This is a genomic window from Haloferula sargassicola (assembly GCF_040362925.1).
In the GTDB taxonomy this organism is placed as follows: Bacteria; Verrucomicrobiota; Verrucomicrobiia; order Verrucomicrobiales; family Akkermansiaceae; genus Haloferula; species Haloferula sargassicola.
Map to the genome: position 1 here is coordinate 173,723 of NZ_BAABRI010000001.1, position 16,948 is coordinate 190,670.

At 65.0% G+C, this 16,948-nt stretch carries 16 protein-coding genes; 6 read left to right on the forward strand and 10 right to left on the reverse strand.

The window, feature by feature from the left end; all coding sequences use genetic code 11:
- Positions 1-38 precede the first annotated feature (38 nt).
- Entirely contained in the window at positions 39-833 is a 795-nt protein-coding gene (thiD, locus tag ABXH26_RS00725) for a bifunctional hydroxymethylpyrimidine kinase/phosphomethylpyrimidine kinase (protein WP_353565101.1), read from the reverse strand.
- Between the two features lie 57 nt (positions 834-890).
- Here thiD and ABXH26_RS00730 point away from each other — a divergent pair, with 57 nt between their 5' ends.
- Positions 891-1,265, forward strand: coding sequence for an ApaG domain-containing protein (locus tag ABXH26_RS00730; protein ID WP_353565102.1), 375 nt, complete (start codon positions 891-893; stop codon positions 1,263-1,265).
- A gap of 11 nt (positions 1,266-1,276) precedes the next feature.
- On the opposite strand, the gene ABXH26_RS00735 is transcribed toward ABXH26_RS00730, so the two are convergent.
- Positions 1,277-1,822, reverse strand: a complete 546-nt coding sequence (locus tag ABXH26_RS00735) for a 5-formyltetrahydrofolate cyclo-ligase (RefSeq protein ID WP_353565103.1) — start codon at positions 1,820-1,822, stop codon at positions 1,277-1,279.
- Between the two features lie 64 nt (positions 1,823-1,886).
- Between ABXH26_RS00735 and ABXH26_RS00740 the strand changes: the two genes are divergently transcribed.
- From ABXH26_RS00740 to ABXH26_RS00760, 5 genes are all read left to right on the forward strand, one after another.
- Positions 1,887-2,423: a hypothetical protein gene (locus tag ABXH26_RS00740; RefSeq protein WP_353565104.1), complete on the forward strand. Its 537-nt coding sequence runs from the start codon at positions 1,887-1,889 to the stop codon at positions 2,421-2,423.
- Positions 2,424-2,503: 80 nt separating this feature from the next.
- Entirely contained in the window at positions 2,504-3,373 is an 870-nt protein-coding gene (ilvE, locus tag ABXH26_RS00745; protein WP_353565105.1) for a branched-chain-amino-acid transaminase, read from the forward strand.
- Between the two features lie 69 nt (positions 3,374-3,442).
- On the forward strand, positions 3,443-3,958 hold the full coding sequence (locus ABXH26_RS00750; protein ID WP_353565106.1) for a UvrB/UvrC motif-containing protein: 516 nt from the start codon (positions 3,443-3,445) through the stop codon (positions 3,956-3,958).
- A 17-nt stretch (positions 3,959-3,975) separates the two neighbouring features.
- Positions 3,976-5,082 (forward strand): protein arginine kinase, encoded by a 1,107-nt coding sequence (locus tag ABXH26_RS00755; RefSeq protein WP_353565107.1) that lies wholly within the window; start codon positions 3,976-3,978, stop codon positions 5,080-5,082.
- Positions 5,079-7,595 (forward strand): ATP-dependent Clp protease ATP-binding subunit, encoded by a 2,517-nt coding sequence (locus ABXH26_RS00760; RefSeq protein ID WP_353565108.1) that lies wholly within the window; start codon positions 5,079-5,081, stop codon positions 7,593-7,595. The genes ABXH26_RS00755 and ABXH26_RS00760 overlap by 4 nt, the downstream gene beginning before the upstream one ends.
- A 56-nt stretch (positions 7,596-7,651) precedes the next feature.
- Here the strand turns inward: ABXH26_RS00760 and ABXH26_RS00765 are convergent, their stop codons facing one another.
- The 8 genes from ABXH26_RS00765 to ABXH26_RS00800 form a co-directional block, all read right to left on the reverse strand.
- Positions 7,652-8,029 (reverse strand): hypothetical protein, encoded by a 378-nt coding sequence (locus tag ABXH26_RS00765; RefSeq protein ID WP_353565109.1) that lies wholly within the window; start codon positions 8,027-8,029, stop codon positions 7,652-7,654.
- Positions 8,026-9,210, reverse strand: coding sequence for a mandelate racemase/muconate lactonizing enzyme family protein (locus tag ABXH26_RS00770; protein ID WP_353565110.1), 1,185 nt, complete (start codon positions 9,208-9,210; stop codon positions 8,026-8,028). Before ABXH26_RS00770 ends, ABXH26_RS00765 begins: the two co-directional genes overlap by 4 nt.
- Positions 9,211-9,266: 56 nt before the next feature.
- Positions 9,267-10,637 (reverse strand): sulfatase family protein, encoded by a 1,371-nt coding sequence (locus ABXH26_RS00775; RefSeq protein WP_353565111.1) that lies wholly within the window; start codon positions 10,635-10,637, stop codon positions 9,267-9,269.
- Positions 10,638-10,642: 5 nt separating this feature from the next.
- Entirely contained in the window at positions 10,643-11,758 is a 1,116-nt protein-coding gene (locus ABXH26_RS00780) for a family 43 glycosylhydrolase (RefSeq protein WP_353565112.1), read from the reverse strand.
- Positions 11,759-11,768: 10 nt separating this feature from the next.
- Positions 11,769-13,379: an arylsulfatase gene (locus ABXH26_RS00785; RefSeq protein WP_353565113.1), complete on the reverse strand. Its 1,611-nt coding sequence runs from the start codon at positions 13,377-13,379 to the stop codon at positions 11,769-11,771.
- 92 nt (positions 13,380-13,471) lie between these two features.
- Complete coding sequence (locus ABXH26_RS00790; RefSeq protein WP_353565114.1) at positions 13,472-14,866, reverse strand: FecR domain-containing protein; 1,395 nt, start codon at positions 14,864-14,866, stop codon at positions 13,472-13,474.
- A complete protein-coding gene (locus ABXH26_RS00795) occupies positions 14,866-15,411 on the reverse strand; it encodes a sigma-70 family RNA polymerase sigma factor (RefSeq protein WP_353565115.1) in 546 nt (181 codons plus the stop codon). The genes ABXH26_RS00790 and ABXH26_RS00795 overlap by 1 nt, the downstream gene beginning before the upstream one ends.
- Before the next feature lie 30 nt (positions 15,412-15,441).
- The gene (locus ABXH26_RS00800) at positions 15,442-16,905 is read right to left on the reverse strand and encodes a sulfatase (protein ID WP_353565274.1); all 1,464 of its coding nucleotides are present in this window, start codon (positions 16,903-16,905) and stop codon (positions 15,442-15,444) included.
- Positions 16,906-16,948: the final 43 nt, after the last annotated feature.

The window sequence follows — 16,948 nt, forward strand, 5'->3', positions numbered from 1 at the left end:
GGAGGATGGACGGGATGGTGGTTTCTTTCCGGGGGGGCTCAGCGGGAGAAGGTGGTGCCTTGGTTGAGCATGGGGATGCCGCCGGGGGAAAGGGAGGCGGCGAGGGTCCGGCCGAGGTAGTCCTTGGCCGCGGCGACGGCGGCGGGGAGCTCGAGTCCGAGGGCCAGGCAGGCGGTGATGGCGGCGGAGAAGGTGCAGCCGGTGCCATGGCCGGCCTCGGTGGCGATGCGCGGGGCGGTGAACCACTGGCGGAAATCCGGGCCGTGGAGGAGGTCGGCGCAGTCGGGGCCGACGAGGTGGCCGCCTTTTAAAAGCACCGACCCGCCGAGCTGACCGGCGAGTTCGGCGGCGGCGGACTCCATCGCATCGCGGTCGGGGAGCGGTCGGCCGACGAGGCGGGCGGCCTCGTCGAGGTTGGGCGTGAGCAGGGTGCAGCGGGGAAAAAGCGCGTCGCGGTAGGCGGCGATGGCCTCGGGGGAAACCAGCGGGTCGCCGGTGGAGGCGATCATGACCGGATCGACGATCAGCGGGATGTCGGGATGCGGGCCGAGCAGCTCCGCCACGAGCCGGACGATCTCCGCGTTCGGGAGCATGCCGGTTTTCACGGCGGCGACCGGGTAGGTGTCCAGCAGGATGGCGAGCTGGTCGCGGACCACTTCGGTGGGAAGGATGTGGACCGAGCGGACTTCGAGAGGAGTTTCGGCGACGATGCAGGTGGGCACGGTGAGGCCAACGGTGCGGAAGTGCTGGAAGGTCTTCAGGTCGGCCTGCAGGCCGGCGCCCGCGGAGCTGTCGGAGCCGGCGATGGTGAGGACTACGGGGATATGCGGCATGGCGGAACGAATTCGGGATTGGCAATCGGCGGGGAAGTGCTTCTAGATTGAAGGATCATGCGGGAACTCAAAAAGCTGCGGGTCAAGGTGGATGACGTCGTTTACATGCCATCCCTCGATGCCCCGGCCGGCAAGCCGCATCCGTTCGTCTATTTCATCTCGATTCAGAACGACTCCAGCCAGGAGGTGACGATCGTCGGCCGCAAGTGGGTCGTGCGCGAGGGGGACGAGACGGTGGTGGTGGAGGGAGACGGAGTGGTGGGCCAGATGCCGACCCTCGCTCCGGGCCAGCATTTTTCCTACAACAGCTACCATGTGACGGCCGAAAACGGCGTCGCCGAAGGGGCGTTTTTCGGCCGTACGGCCGGGGGTGAGGTGGTCTTCACGCGCATTCCCCGCTTCACGCTGGAGCTTCCGAGCTGGGTGCAGTAGCCGCCGCGGCTTCACCCGAGGTCGAGGATGTGGTGCATGGGGATGTCGTGCGCTTCGACCGGCAAGGAATCGACCAGCCGGCAGGGAAAAGCCGCGCCGATGAGGCGGGCGTTTCGGGCCAGCGACAGGGCGCGATCGTAGAACCCGCGGCCCCGGCCCAGGCGCGAGCCATCACGCCCGAAACCGAGCCCGGGGCAGACGATGACGTCGAGGCTGGCGGGATCGATCACCGGGGAGTGCGGGTCGGGCTCGCGGATACCGAAGGCCCCGCTGGTAAGGTCATCGATCGAGCGGACGTGGTGAAAGCGGAGCTCGTGGTCCTCGACCCGCGGCAGGTACCACTGGTGAGGGCCGCGGACGACGAGCGGGGTGAGGTCCGGCTCGTCGTGGAGGGGGGAAAAAAGGGCGACCCTGCCGGCGGGGAGCTGGTCGAGCCGGCGCAGCAGGGCGTCGGCGAGCAGGCGTGAGGTTTCCTGGGGCCGGGGATCGAACTGACGGCGCAGCCAGGCGCGCCATTGGGTTTTGTCGGCGTGGGGACCGGGAGTTGTCGCTTGCATCGTGGAACCTCCCCGGGAATACGTAACGGCCGTGGGGAAGTCAGGGCAAATCGTCGCGTTGGGGTTGGCAGCAGCCTCCCTGTGCCGCGCGGAGGAGGAGGCGAAGTTTCACTGGAAGGCGCCGGAGATCGGTGCCGGCGAGTTCAGCGACGCCCTGGGCATGCTGGCGCGCGAGCGGGAGGACTACGCGGAAAACCTGGCCGGTTATGCCGTGAACCTGATCGCCCGCCACAAGGCCTCGGACGATTCGCTGCGCCGGGCGCGCCGGTTCGTGGCGCTCTCGATGCAGCTGGCTCCGCGCAACCGCCGGGCGCTGGTGGCCAACTATCAACTCAGCCACGGCATCGTGCCGGCGCCGGTGGAGAACTCCTACGATCCGGAGGTGCTGGCGAAGCTCCTGTTCACCCGTGCCGCGCTGCTCAAGCAGCAGGGCGGGCCGGAGAACCTCCTGCTGGCCCGTGCCTTCATCGAACTGGCAGCGGAGCTGGATCCCCGCAACGACGACGCCGTCTATGCGAGCGAGCTCCAGCGGCTGGACCACGGGGGGGTGGACTGGGACAAGCTGGCCGGCGGCGGAGGCGGACAGGCCGGCGGGGAGTGATTTCCGAAAGGACGGACCCTCCGGCGGCAATCGCATGCTTGCCAGCCCCCCGGGGCCCTCTAGGCTCCGGCGGACAGCGAATGAAGATCTGGCTCGACGGTGAATTGGTGGATGAATCCAAGGCGAAGATTTCGGTCTTCGACCACGGGTTGCTTTATGGTGACGGCGTTTTTGAGGGGCTGCGTTTTTACGGCCGGCGGATCTTCCGCCTCGAGGAGCACGTCCGCCGCTTGTTCGATTCCGCCAAAGCCATCCTCCTCGACCTGCCTTGGAGCGCCGAGGAGGTCTGCCGTTTCACCTGTGAAACCGTCCGCGCCAACGGATTGAAGGACGGCTACATCCGCCTCGTGGTGACCCGCGGCTCGGGTGAGCTGGGATTGAATCCCTATCTGTGCCCGAAGCCGAGCATGTTCATCATCGCCTCGACCATCAAACTCTACCCCGAGGAGAAATACCGCGAGGGGATGGCGCTGGCGACCTGCGCGACCCGCCGCCCGGCACCCGCCGCGCTGATGCCGCAGGTGAAATCCCTGAACTATCTCAACAACATCATGGCCAAGGTGGAGGCGATCCAGTCCGGAGCGCTGGAAGGCATCATGCTCAATGAGCAGGGCTACGTGGCCGAGTGCACGGGCGACAACCTTTTCGTGATCCGCGACGGGAAAATGACCACTCCGCCGGTGTCCGACGGGGCGCTGGATGGCATCACGCGCCAGGTGATCCTGGAGCTGGCGCCGAAGGTGGGCATCGAATGCGTCGAGAAGTCGGTGACCCGCTACGACATCTTCACCGCCGACGAGGTGTTCCTGACCGGCTCGGCCGCGGAAGTGATCCCGGCATCGAGCCTCGACCGGCGTATCATCGGCTCCGGCAAGATGGGCCCGTGGACGGAGAAATTCATCGAAGCTTTCCGTGAATTGACCCGCACGACCGGCACCGCGGTGGATTGAGGATTTTCCCGGCATCCGGGGCGATTTCGTTTCCAATCCCGGGAGCCGGTCCTAGGTTTTTTCCTAAGGATGGACTGCGACAAATGTGGCAAACCGGCGAAGGTCTTCCTGACCCAGCTCGTGGGCGGTCAGGTGAAGAAGATTTCCCTCTGCAACGACTGCGCCCAGGATAGCGGCGTGACCGATCCGACCGGCTTCGCGCTGGCCGACATGCTGCTCGCACCGGGATCCCCGGCGAGCGCGCCGCTGGCTCCCCGGCCGCCTTCTTCGGGCCGCCGCTGCCCGGAATGCGGGTTCACGCTCGAAGACCTGCAACGGGTCCGCCGCTTCGGCTGCGGAACCTGCTACGACACCTTCCGGTCCGAGGTCGATCAAATGATCCGCGGCATGCACAAGGGCACCGAGCACCGTGGCAAGGTGCCCGACGGGCTCTATGAACTCCAAATGCGCCGCCAGCGGCTCGAGGAGCTCCGGCAGCGACTGGAATCCGCCGTCGAAGCCGAGAATTACGAGGAAGCCGCCGGGATCCGCGATGAGATCCGCGAGCTGGAAACCCAGGGGGCCGACGCCGGAACCAGCCGATGATGAGGTTTTCCACATTGATGAAGCACCCGGCCGACTGGATGACGGGCGGCTCGACGGACAACTCGATCGTGCTCACCTCCCGCATCCGGCTGGCGCGAAACCTGGCCCACCATCCTTTTCCCGGCTGGGCGAAGAAAAACCAACGTCGGCGGGTGATGGAGCTCCTGCAGCCGACCGTTGAAGCCCTGCCGGCGATGAAGGACGGCTTTTCCAAGGAGCTCTCGGACCTCGATTCGATGCACAAGCAGGTCATGGTCGAGCGCCATCTGATTTCCCGCGAACACGCCGCCCGCGGCGAGGGCAGCGCGGCGGTGATCGAGCGGCGCCAGAGCGTGGCCATCATGATCAACGAGGAGGACCACCTCCGGATGCAATCGATCCGCCCCGGGCTCGACCTCGGCGAGGCGTTTTCGTCCCTCTCCGCGCTCGACGACCAGCTCGCCGACGAGGTGGAGTATGCCTTCGATGGCAAGCTCGGCTACCTCACCACCTGCCCGACCAACCTCGGCACCGGCATGCGCGCCTCGGCGATGCTCCACCTGCCCGCGCTGGTGCTCAGCGACCAGATCGGGCAGGTCCTGCAGGCGGTGAACAAGATCGGCCTCGCCGTCCGCGGAATCTTCGGCGAAGGTTCCGAGTCGCTCGGTCACCTGTTCCAGATCTCCAACCAATCGACCCTCGGAGAGAGTGAGGAGGCGATCCTCGAGCGGCTCGGTCGGGTCATCGCCCAGGTCGAGAAAAACGAGCGCTACGCCCGCGAGAAGCTGATGGAGGATGACCCGGACATGGTCCGGGACAAGATCGGCCGCGCCTACGGCCTGCTCCGGCACGCTTGGCTCATTTCATCCAAGGAGGCGCTGGAATACGTCTCGATGCTCCGGCTGGGGGCGGATCTCGGTTGTTTCGAGGATGATACCGTGCGCATCTGTGACGAGCTGCTAATGGATATCCAACCGGCACACTTACAGCTACATAGCGGCCGCAAGCTCTCCCCGGAAGAACGCGATGCGATCCGCGCGGAAATTGTCCGCTCCCGGTTGCAAAGCCTCGATGCCCCTGATACCGGTAAGATAGAAGATCAAAACAACGGGGAAAACCCGCCACCCGACCTCGGACTCGCATGAACAATTTCACCCCAAGAGCGCAACAGGTCCTCGCCCTCGCCCGCAAGGAGGCGGACCGATTCAATCACAGCTACGTCGGCACCGAGCACCTGCTCCTCGGCCTCATCAAGCTGGGACAGGGCGTCGCCGTGAACGTCCTCGAACGCATGGGCCTCGACCTCGAGACCGTCCGCATGGAGGTCGAGAAGGAAGTCGGCACCGGCAACGGCCAGAAGGTCTCCGGCGCCATTCCCTACACCCCGCGCGTCAAAAAGGTCCTCGCGCTGGCCAACAAGGAGGCCAAGGCGCTCAACCACAGCTACGTCGGCACCGAGCACATCCTGCTCGGGCTGCTGCGCGAAGGCGAAGGCGTCGCCGCCCGCGTGTTGCGCCGCATGGAGGTCGATATCCAGCGCACCCGCAACGAGATCCTGGCCGAGATCGATCCGAACTTCACTCCCGATTCGGAGGACGACGACGATGACGACATGGACGTCTTCGAGGACGAAGGTCCGGAAGGCGAAGCGATGGGAGAAGGCAAGACCAAGACCCCTGCGCTGCGCGCATTCGGACGCGATCTGACCAAGCTGGCCAACGACGGCGAACTGGACCCGGTGATCGGCCGCCAGGGCGAGATCGAACGAGTGATCCAGATCCTCTGCCGGCGCACGAAAAACAATCCCGTCCTCATCGGCGAAGCCGGTGTCGGCAAGACCGCCATCGTCGAGGGCCTCGCCCAGGAAATCTCCAGCGGCAACGTGCCGGAGATTCTTCGCGACAAAAAGGTGATCACCTTGGACCTCGCCCTGATGGTGGCAGGCACCAAATACCGCGGCCAGTTCGAGGAGCGGATCAAGGCGGTGATGGACGAGATCAAGAAGGTCAAGAACGTCATCCTGTTCATCGACGAGCTTCACACCATCGTCGGAGCCGGCTCGGCCGAGGGCGCGATGGATGCGTCGAACATCATCAAGCCCGCGCTTTCCCGCTCGGAGCTGCAGGTGGTCGGAGCCACGACGCTCAACGAATACCGCAAATACATCGAAAAGGATGCCGCCCTTGAGCGCCGATTCCAACAGGTCAAGGTGGACGAGCCCTCGGTGGAGGATGCCATCGAAATCATGAAGGGCCTCCAGGAGAAGTACGAGAGCCACCATAAGGCGAAGTTTTCCGAGGAGGCCGTCGAGGCCTCGGTGCGGCTCACTTCTCGCTACCTCACTGGTCGCTATCTTCCGGACAAGGCGATCGACGTGCTCGATGAAGCCGGCGCCCGCGCGCGCATCGGCCAGATGACACGCCCGCCGGAAATCAAGCAGCTGGAAGCGAAGATCGAGGAGATCAATCGCTCGAAGATCGCCGCCATTTCCGACCAGGATTTCGAAAAGGCCGCCTCGCTTCGCGACGAGGAGAAGAATGCCAAGAAGGATCTCGAGCACACGCTGGAGACGTGGCGGACCAGCTCGGAGGAAACCATCGTCGATGTCGGCGAGGACGAGATCATGTCCGTCGTGTCGAAGTGGACCGGCGTGCCGCTCCAGCGCATGGAGGAGAAGGAGGCCGAGAAGCTGCTGAAGATGGAAGGCCAGCTTCAAGGCACGGTCATCGGCCAGGACGAGGCCGTGGTCGCCATTTCCAAGGCCCTGCGCCGCTCCCGTGCCGACCTCAAGGATCCCCGCCGGCCGATCGGCTCGTTCCTGTTCCTCGGCCCGACGGGTGTCGGCAAGACCTACCTGGCCCGGAACCTCGCCGAGTTCATGTTCGGCGACCCCGAGGCGCTCATCCAGCTCGACATGTCCGAGTACATGGAGAAGTTCACCTCGAGCCGGCTGATCGGCTCGCCTCCCGGCTACGTCGGCTACGAGGAGGGCGGCCAGCTTTCCGAGGCGGTGCGCCGCCGGCCGTATTCGGTGGTGCTTTTCGATGAAATCGAGAAGGCCCACCCGGACGTGATGAACCTGCTGCTCCAGATCCTGGAAGAAGGCATGGTCACCGATTCGCTGGGCCGCAAGATCGACTTCCGCAACACGATCATCATCATGACCTCGAACGTCGGGGCCGCGAGCGTGAAGCGCCAGACGGCGCTTGGCTTCGGCGCGATGGCCGAGGACGAGGCGGACTTCGAGAACATGAAGGAGAAGATCATTGAGGAGGCGAAGCGGCACTACCGCCCCGAGTTCCTCAACCGGCTCGACGAGCTGGTGGTCTTCCACATGCTCGAGAAGAAGGACCTCGACAAGATCGTCGATCTCGAGGTGGCCAAGCTGCTCAAGCGCCTGCGCGAAAAGGAGATCGCCATGGAACTCGATCCGTCCGCCCGCGACCTGCTGGTCAAAAAAGGCTACGATCCGAGCTACGGGGCCCGCCCCATGCGGCGCGCGGTCGAGAAGTTCCTCGAGGACCCGCTTGCCGAGGCCATCCTCCGCGGCGACGTGAAGGCCGGCGATTCCGTCAAGGTCGTCTGCCCCAAGGACAGCGAGCAGCTGACCTTCGAGCCCATCGAAACCAAGGCCGAGCCGGACGAGGCCGAGGTCTGACCGGCGAATTGCCTGAATGGATTTCCATCGGGGTGGTCTGGGGACCACCCCGATTTTTATTGGACGAAATCGTCGATGATGCCGGCGGCCATGCTGACGACGATCAGGATCAGAAGCGCCATGGCCATCCATGATGCGACAGTGCGGTAGCGGCATTCGGCGCCGCAATCTGCGCAGCGGTCAATCCGCTTGGAAAACGCGGTGTGAATGAGCAGGGCCAACCAGCCGAACAGCAAAAACTGCAGCGCTCCCATCCTCCGCTTCAGGACGGTTGGCCGCGAGGTGTTGAGGCTTCCGCAGGCACGGCAGGCCGAGCCTTCTGGGACGAGCTTGTCGCCGGGATCGGCGGCCGGCGGTTGATACGGGGTTTCCGATTCGACGGCTCCGAAGCTTCCCTGCTGCGGCCCGTCTGGCAAGCCGGCTCCTGACGTCACACCAGGAGCTTCATGCCGAATCCCGGGGCGTCCGAGACGGTGACCTTGCCGTCTTCGAGGGGGTAATCGCCGAAGTCCACGTCTTCCGACTCGCAGGTCACGCCCTCGATCGTGCAGCAGTTGCCGAGGCCGGCGGCGAGGTGGATCGTGTAGTTCGTCTTGAAACGATCGCCCCAGGCGTGGGGACTGGCTGCGGTGCCGCATCCGACCAGCTTGGGCATCAGTTTCCGCCACGCGGTGAAACCGTAGCTCTGGGTATCGTGCAGGATCGCGTCGAGGATGTGCTCGCGGGCGAGTTCGAGGCAGAAGGCCGGATCGGGGTCGGCCTCGCCGTCGGCGACGAGCGTGTTTTCATAGCCGTTGCCATGCATCCAGTCGCGCAGCTGCTTGGTCTTCTCCCGGTCCTCGCGGAAGGGCTCCTCAAACCAGAACAACGGCACGCCACGGATGCCTTCGAGAAAGGCGATCGCGTCCTCGACGCTGTAGGCGTCGTTGGCATCGACCAGCAGCTCCACGCCCCGATCCTTGAAGGTATCATGGATGCGACGGACGATTTCGATGTCGGTTTTCAGCCCCTCGTCGTGCGGATACCATTTTCCGCCGCGGCCGATCTTCACCTTGAGCTGGCGGTAGCCGTGGTCGAGGTCCCAGGCGCAGTTCTCGATCACCTTGTCGAGCCCGGCCGGGTGGTCCTTGGGCTCCAACTCGTCGAAGTAGATCATCCCGCTGTAGAGCAGGCTTTCCTTCGGTCCCTTGGCGCCGAGCATTTGATACACGGGCTGGTCGAGGATGATGCCGGCCAGATCGTGCAGGGCGAAATCGAGGAAGTGGAGCTGGGGGTTGAGGATGCCGCTGGCGGGATCGATCAACTCCGACACGCGCTTGCCGCGGATGAGATCGGTCAGTCCGTCGTCGGGCCGCCAGGCGCTGCCCCAGCCGGTCGCGCTCTTGTCGGTGTGGACCACGGCGGCGGTCAGGCGATGGTGCTGGCCGTGGACATCGAGCCGCGAGTTCTTGCCGACGAGCCGTGGCCAGCTGAAACGGACCTCCTTGAATTCGATCTGTTCGATGCGGTGCTCGGCCAGTGTTTCGAGGGCGTCGCTTTCGGCCGCCGACGAGCGGCCGATCAGGGCGGCGGTGGCGGCGAAGCTGGTGTTTTGGAGGAAATTCCTGCGTTTCATGGGTGGGGGATACCCGGGGGGCGTGGATGAACTTGCATCGGATCACGGTCCGCCGGTCACTTGCGGAAGCGGCTGTCCTGATGGTGGCGGGCCTCCTTTTCCGTGGCCATGCCGCGGTCGCCCTGCTGCTTCATCCACGCGTCGAGGGCTTCGGAGAGCTTGGCTTTCCTCGTGGCGAATTCCGGATCACCGGCAAGATTGTGCTGCTCCAACGGGTCGCTCTCGAGGTCGTAAAGTTCCTCGCCCGGACGATGGTAGAGAAAGTCGATCTTCTTCTGCAGCTCCGGATCGTTGGCCGCATCTTTTTTCCACGACTTCAACGGCTGGGAGCGGTGGATGCCGTTGATTTCGTAGGTATTCTCCGGGACCAGGTTGCGGATGTATTTGAAACGCCGGTCGCGGACCGCGCGCATCGGATAGGGTTCGCTGAATCCGAAGATGCCCACCGTGGTATGCTGGGCATAAATGAAGTCGTGGAGGGGATCGTTTCCACCGCACAGGATGGAGGTGAAGTCCTTGCCGTCGAAGCCGAGCTTTTCCGCCGAGTCCGGCCGGCCGGGCGAGATACTCGCGGGGTCGATGCCGGCGATCGAGAGCACGGTGGGGGTGATGTCGGTGTATTGCAGCAGCACGTCCGAGCTTGAACCCGGTGCCACCCTGCCCGGCCAGCGGACCAGCGTGGTGGCGCGGATGCCGTTGTCGTAGAGCAGCCACTTGCCGCCGTACGGAAACGACGAGCCCTGCTCGCTGACGAAGATCACCACGGTGTTGTCCGCCTGCTGGGTTTCATCGAGCAGCTTGAGCAGGTCGCCGACCTGCTGGTCGAGCTTGCTGACCTCGCCATAGTAGCGGGCGAGCTGTTTGCGGGTCTGGGCGTTGTCGTGGAGATAGGGCGGGACCTTGATCCGGGCAGGATCGTACTTCGGCCCGCGGGTCCACGGCGAATGCGGATCGTTGGAGGCAAAGACGAGGAACCACGGCTGGTCGGCATTGCGATCGACGAAGGCGCGGGTTTGGGTCAGGTCGTCCGCGCCCTCGATGTGCTCGTAGGGGTAGCTGGCCTTCGGGCCGACGTGTTCCTTGTTCTGCAAGGCCACGCGATAGCCGGCCTCCTTCAGGTGCGTGAAAACGCTGCGGGTGCCGTTTTCGACCCAGGCGTGGTTCGGATAGGCGCCGGAGCGGATGGGAAACAGGCCCGTGTAGAGCGCGTTGCGGGTCGGCGAGCAGGTCGTGGCCGGCGTGAACATGCGGGTCAGCCACATGCCCTCCTTGCGCAGGGAGTCGAGGTGCGGCGTGCGGACATCCGTGTTTCCGGCGAAGCCGAGATCCGACCAGGTGAGGTCGTCGGCCACCATGAGCAGGAAGTTCGGCCGCTCCGCGGCGCGGACGCCGAGCGCCAGGAGGAGCAGTAGGAAAAAGGTGCGCATGGCGGTCAGGGTTGGAACTTCTGGTTCTCGTCGGGGCCGGGCGTGGCGTAGGCGGGATCGAGCGCACGGATGAAAACCTCGCCGTCGCTGCCGACTTCCAGCGGCACGATGGTGGTGCCGCGGGGGTTGATGGTCTGGGCGGTCCGGGAGAGATCGCGGGACTCGATGTCTTTCCGTTCCAGCGGGGGCGCGTTCGCGTTGAAAAAGGCGGTGCACCACCATTTGCCGTCCCGCGTCTGGAACGGCGTGCCGTGGCCGAGGAAGCGGCCGGCAAACTTCCGCGGGCCGTAGGGACCCGTGATGTTACGGGAAGTGCAGTAGTAGAGGTTGTAGGAGCCCTTGCGCATGCGGTCGGTCGACCATGCCGTGCCGAGGTGGACGTAGCGGTCGCCGACCTTGATCATGGTGGCGCCCTCGTGGCCGATGCGGGAGATCGGCTTGCCGTCCGCGCCGGGGCGGGTGCCGGCGGGATCGATGCGGACCGGCTTGGCGGTGAAGCGGGACAGGTCCGCGGACAAGGGGGCGAGCATCGTGTTGCTCCACAGCATCCACCAGCGTCCGTCATCGAGGAAAAGCGAGGGATCGTGCTTGCGGCCGAGCCGATTTTTCATCGGATGCGTCCACGGGCCGGACAGCCCGGCGCCCGAGGTGAGCGCGAAGTTCGCCTTGGCCTCCGGGCAATGGACCAGCGCCCAGCATTGCCGGTCCGGCATCCAGTGGATCTCCGGCGCCCAGACCAGGTCGCCGGGATCCTGGTGCCAGCTGTCCTTCATGGTGAAGGGCGTGCCAAGGGACTCCCAGTCGATCAGGTCCTTGCTTTTCCAGACCTGCACGGTGCCGCCGACGATCGAGTCGTTGCCGAGTCCGATGTTGAGCGGATCGGTTTTCTCGCGTTCTTCGCCGGGGTTCGGAGTGGTGCCGGTGAGGTAGTAGAAGTCGTCCGGGCCGAGCGTGATGTAGGGATCACGGATCCAGCCCTCCTTGATGAACAGGGCGCGGTCGCGCGCCTCCAGGCCGGCTTCGATCGCCTCCCGCGGCATGACCTTTCGAAGCTCCTGAATCTCACCGAGACCAGGGAGGGTGACCAGGGCGAGCGCGGTGAGGGTTTTGATGAAGCTCATGGCGATGGGATCACTTCCTGCCGCCGGGCTTCGGATAAACGTGGGCCCGCTCGGCCCAGCCGCTCCATTGCCGGGACATCGACTTCACCCGCTCGGGCATCTCCGCGGCCAGGTTGTGGAGCTCGGTGCCGTCGTCGGTCATGTGATAGAGTTCCCAGCGCCTGGGCTTCAAACCGCTGGCGGGCGACACGTTGCGACCCACGAGCTTCCATTCGCCGTCGCGGACGAAGGCGTTGTTCTCGTGTTCGATGAAGATCGGCTCGTTGCGGGCGAGCGGTTGGCCATCGAAAGCCGGAGCCAGCGAAATGCCGTCGATCGGCGTGATCTTGTGGCCTTCGAAAGTCTTCGGATAGGTCGCCTTGGACACATCGATCAAGGTTGCCATGACATCGATGATCTGGGCGGGCTCGCGATACCAGTCGCGGCCCTCTTGGATCCGCTTCGGCCAGTGCGCGATGAAGGGCGTGTTCGCGCCGCCTTCGTGGGCGAAGTGCTTGTAGAGCCGGTAAGGTGTGGCCGAGGCGTTGGCCCAGGCCTTGCCGTAGCTGGGGCGGGTCAGGTCGGTCTCCGGCGCTCGATCGGTGCGCGGATCGCCGACGCCGAGCAGGGAAACCTCGGCGCAGGCTCCGTTGTCGGCGAGGAAAAGGATGAGCGTGTTTTCGAAGTCACCGGTCTCCTTCAGCGCCGCCATCAGATCGCCGATTTTCTGGTCCACGCGGTCGATCATCGCCGCGTAGGCGCCCATGCGATCGGTGCATTCGTGTTGTTTTTTCGGTTTCAGGGAGTCCCACGCGGGCACCTCGGCATCGCGGGGCGAGAGCTCCCATTTCGCCGGAATCAGCCCGGATTCCTTCTGCCGGGCGAAGCGCTGTTCGCGCAGCTTGTCCCAGCCCATCGAGTATCTGCCCTCGTATTTCTCCAGCTCCTCATCGTGAGCGTGGTGAGGCCAGTGCGGCGCGGTGAAGGCCAGGTAGAGGAAATAAGGGTCGTCCTTGGAGGGTCCCTCCTCGTGGTCACGGATGTACTGGATGGCATGGTCGGCGAAGGCGTCCGTGGTGTAGAACGGGCGGTCGGTGGTGCTTTGCGGGTGCGGGTCCGGCTTGTTGCCATCGTACATGATCCGTGCGCCGTACGGGTGAAACTGGTGCACGGCTCCCGCGAGACAGCCGTAGTAGCGGTCAAAACCCCGCTGCAGCGGCCAGTCGGCCGGGTCCTTGCCGGCGAGATGCCATTTTCCGCACATGTAGGTCGCGTAGCCCGCGGACTTGGCGACCTGGGCGAGAGTCACGCACGAATCGTTGATATTGCCTTGATAGGCGGGCGGGACCGATCGGTCCGTGTCGGCGTTTTCCCCGGTCATGTGGCCGATGCCGACCTGGTGCGGGTGCAGGCCGGTCATCAAGGTGGCGCGGGTCGGGCAGCAGCGCGCGGAATTGTAGAACTGGGTGAATCGAAGCCCGTGCGAGGCCAGGGAGTCGATGTTCGGAGTATCGATCTCGCCGCCGTAGCAGCGGAGGTCGGAGTAACCCATGTCATCAACCATGATGAGCACCACGTTCGGTCGGTCGTCGGCAAAAACGGGCAGGGCAAAGAGCGCGAGAAGGGCGGGAAGGAATCGCATGAGAAAGCAGGCTGGGTTTTTCGGGAAACAAAAGGGAGCGGCAGGTTGATGCGACGACCGCCGCGCGGGCGGGCGGAGCCGCGGTGGGGCGGTCAGTCCTCGGCCGTGATGACGCGGATCTCATCGACCGATTCGCCGGCCCAGAAGATCACGGAAACGGTGCGCCGGTCGGTGGAAAGCTGGACGCCATCGGTCGGATTCGGCGGCTGGGCTCCTTCCAGCCCCCGCATGGACAGATCCTCCTCCGTCGCCGGCAGCGGGGCGGCCGAGGTGTAATGGTCGGAGGCGTCGAGCTTGTCCGGCGAGGTCACGATGGCGAGGACCGGCCGGTCAAAGGTGACCGAACCCTCGAAGCGCTTGAAATCCGTCACGTCCACGATGCCGACGGGATTGTAGCGCAGCAGGAAGCTGCGGCCGCGGCGGCCGGGGGGGGAAATGAGAGGATGGGGACCGCAGACCGTCCCGCCCTCGTAGAGACCGGGCTCGGTGATGTCGGCATCGATCGATTGCGGAAGCTCGATGTCCCTCAGCTCGGGGATGACGATGATATGGCGGTCATCCTCGTGCGCGGCGACGATTTCGGGCGTGTTCGGCGGAGCGGGAATGACGGCACCGTGGGTGTTCTCGATGCCCGAGGCCAACGGCCAGGTGCGGGAAAAGGCCGACGGCTCGAAGTCGAGGGTTTCGAGCTCCTGCCGCGAGGAGGCGCGCACCGCCTCGCCCTTCGGCACGGTGCGGAAGGCTCCTTGGTTGGAGACCTCGACCTTGCCCTCCAGCACCAGGAAATCCGAGGTGCCGTTCTTTCCCACCGAGACTCCGAACGAGGTTCCGAGATCCTTGAGCTGGGCGGTCCGGGTGTTGATTCGGAAACCGTGGGCGGATTCCGGGCACCAGGCGTTGAGGTTGCCTTGATGGAGGTCGATCTGTTCGCCGGAAGTGATGGTGAACGAGGCGGGCGACTCGACCGCCACCACCGCGCCGTTCTGGAATTCCAGCCGCATGCGTCCGGCATCGAGGTGGATCTCGCGGCCTGCCTGGACGGATTCGGTCCTGGCTTTTCCGCCGCCGGCATCGGGCAGGGAAATGGCGACCGCGACCGTCTTCGCGAGGCTCGGTGTGCTGCGTTTCAGGAACAGCACCGGCACGGTCGCAAGCAGGACACAGGCGGCGAGCGCCAGCGAGGTGAGCGTCATCGTGCGGCGCCGGGCGCGCTGGATGCGGCCAGCCACCCGTGCCGGAAAATCATCGGGGTTCTCATCGCCCACGGCCCGCAGGTGCGTGCTCATGGCGGCGAGGAAATTGCGGTCGCTCAGCTCCGGCCGCAGCTTGGCGATCTCCCCGGAGATGGCGAGCTGCCGCCGCGCTTCCTGGAGCAGCCGGGGGTCGTTGCGGATCAGATCGACCAGTTGGGCGCGCTCTTCCGCGTCCAGCTCGCCGTCGAGCAGTTCGGAGAAAAGTTCGTCGAACAAGGGATTCGGGGTGCTCATCAGGAATTCGGATCCATTTGGGCGGAGTTGAGGCAGGCCGCCAGGTTCTGGCGGGCGTTGAAAAGGACTTTTCGCACCGCGACCGAGGTCATCGACAGCTCGGCGGCGATTTCGGTGGCATTGCGGTCGCGGAAATACCGCGCCTCGACCACCTTGCGCGTCCGCAGGGTGAGCCGCTCCAGGCAGCCGCGCAACGCCTGATGCCGGACTTCGGCGTCGCCCAGCTCGCCCGGCTCGGGGCCGATCGGGGCGGCCTCGATCAGCAGCGTGGTGAGGTTTTCATCGATCAACCGCTGGCGGCGGCCGGACTTGGCCATCTCGTTCATCACCAGATTGCGGGCGATCCGGCGCAGCCACGGGCCGGCGTTCGCCGAATCGTCCAGCTCGTGCCATTTCCGGTAGGCGATGAGGAAGGTCTCCTGCGCCAGGTCATCCACCCAGGCGAAATTCACGCCGAGCGAGCGGATGAAATACCGCAGGCTGGCATGCTGCTCGCGGACCACGGCGTCGAGCTCGGCAAGGCGGCGGTTTCGATCGGCTTTCACGAGCGTGGACGGGTTTTCGCGGAGCGGGCGTCAGGGTTTGACCGCCTCCGGATATTGGGCGAGGAGGGACTTCATCTTCTCTATCACCTTCGGCTTCTTGGCGGCCAGGTTCTGGGTTTCATCCGGATCCCGCTGGTAGTCGTAGAGCTCGTATTTCGCCGTCTTCGCGGGTGCTCCGACCTTTTTCCACTCCACCATGCGGTAGCGGTCGGTGCGGATGGCGCGGCCGAGCAGCGCGTGCGGGAAGGCGTGGTAAATGTGGTCGGTCACCTTGGCCGACGGATCCTTGAGGACCGGCAGCAGGTTGTTGCCGTCGATCGGCTGCGGGCCGTCGGGCTTCGGCAGGCCGGCCAGGGCGGCGAGAGTCGGGTAGATGTCCACGGTTTGCGCGAGCGCCTCGGTGGTGGTGCCGGGCTTGGTGACGCCCGGGGCGCGGAAGATCAGCGGGATGCGGTTGGCCTGCTCGTAGTTGGTGTGCTTGGTCCAGATGCCGTGGTCGCCGAGGTGCCAGCCGTGGTCGCCCCACAGCATCACGATGGTGTCGTCGGAGAGCTTCAGGCGGTCGAGCGTGTCGAGCACCTTGCCGATCTGGGCGTCGGCGTAGCTCATGGAGGCGTAGTAGCCGTGGATCAGCTGGCGGGTGAGTTCTTCGTCCGTCTTGCCGTCCGGCGGGACCGGCTTGTAGTTGGCGATCTCGCCGCCCTGCTTGTGGGCTACCGGCGGGCTGTCCTTCGGAAAGGTCAGCACCTTCGGCATCGGCAGCTTCTCGGGATCGTAGAGGTCCCAGTATTTCTTCGGTGCGGTGAAGGGCAGGTGCGGGCGCACGATGCCGACGGCGATGAAGAAAGGCTCGTCCGCCTTGGCGGCGGCTTCGAGGCGCTTGATGGCCTCGGCCGCGACCCGGCCATCGGCGTAGGCCTCGTCGGCGACGTCCGCCATTTCCCAAGCCGGTCCCTTCGGCAGTTCGCCGATCGGGCGGTTGAGGATGTTGTTGAAGTAGGCCTCCTCGCGCGTGAGCTTGCCGCCGGTGCTTTCCTTCAGTGCGTATTCGACTTCCTGGTCGCGGAAGGGCTCGACCGACCACGAGGACGGGTCGCCGTGATTGCCGTGGCCCACGTGGAAGGTTTTGCCGAGCGACTGGGTCTTGTAGCCGAACTTGGCGAAGTACTGCGGCAGGGTCACCGCGTCCGGCAGGACTTTCCGGAGGTTCTGGCCGAGGTGATACATGCCGGTCGAGGTCGACCGCGAGCCGAGCATGAAATTCTGGCGCGACGGCGCGCAGACCGCCTGGTTGCAGTAGGCCATGTCGAAACGCAGGCCGCTGGCGGCGAACTTGTCGATCGCCGGCGTGACCGCCACCGGGTCGCCGTAGCAGCTGGTCACCGGCTTGAGGTCATCGACGAGGATCAGCAGCACGTTCGGCTTCTTGTCGGCCGCCGAGGCGGCGGAAATGAGGGCGAGCAGAGGGAAAAACAGTCGCAAGGGGCGGATCATCATGGGTTGAAGTATAATGTGTCGGGAGACCCAAGTGTTTCAA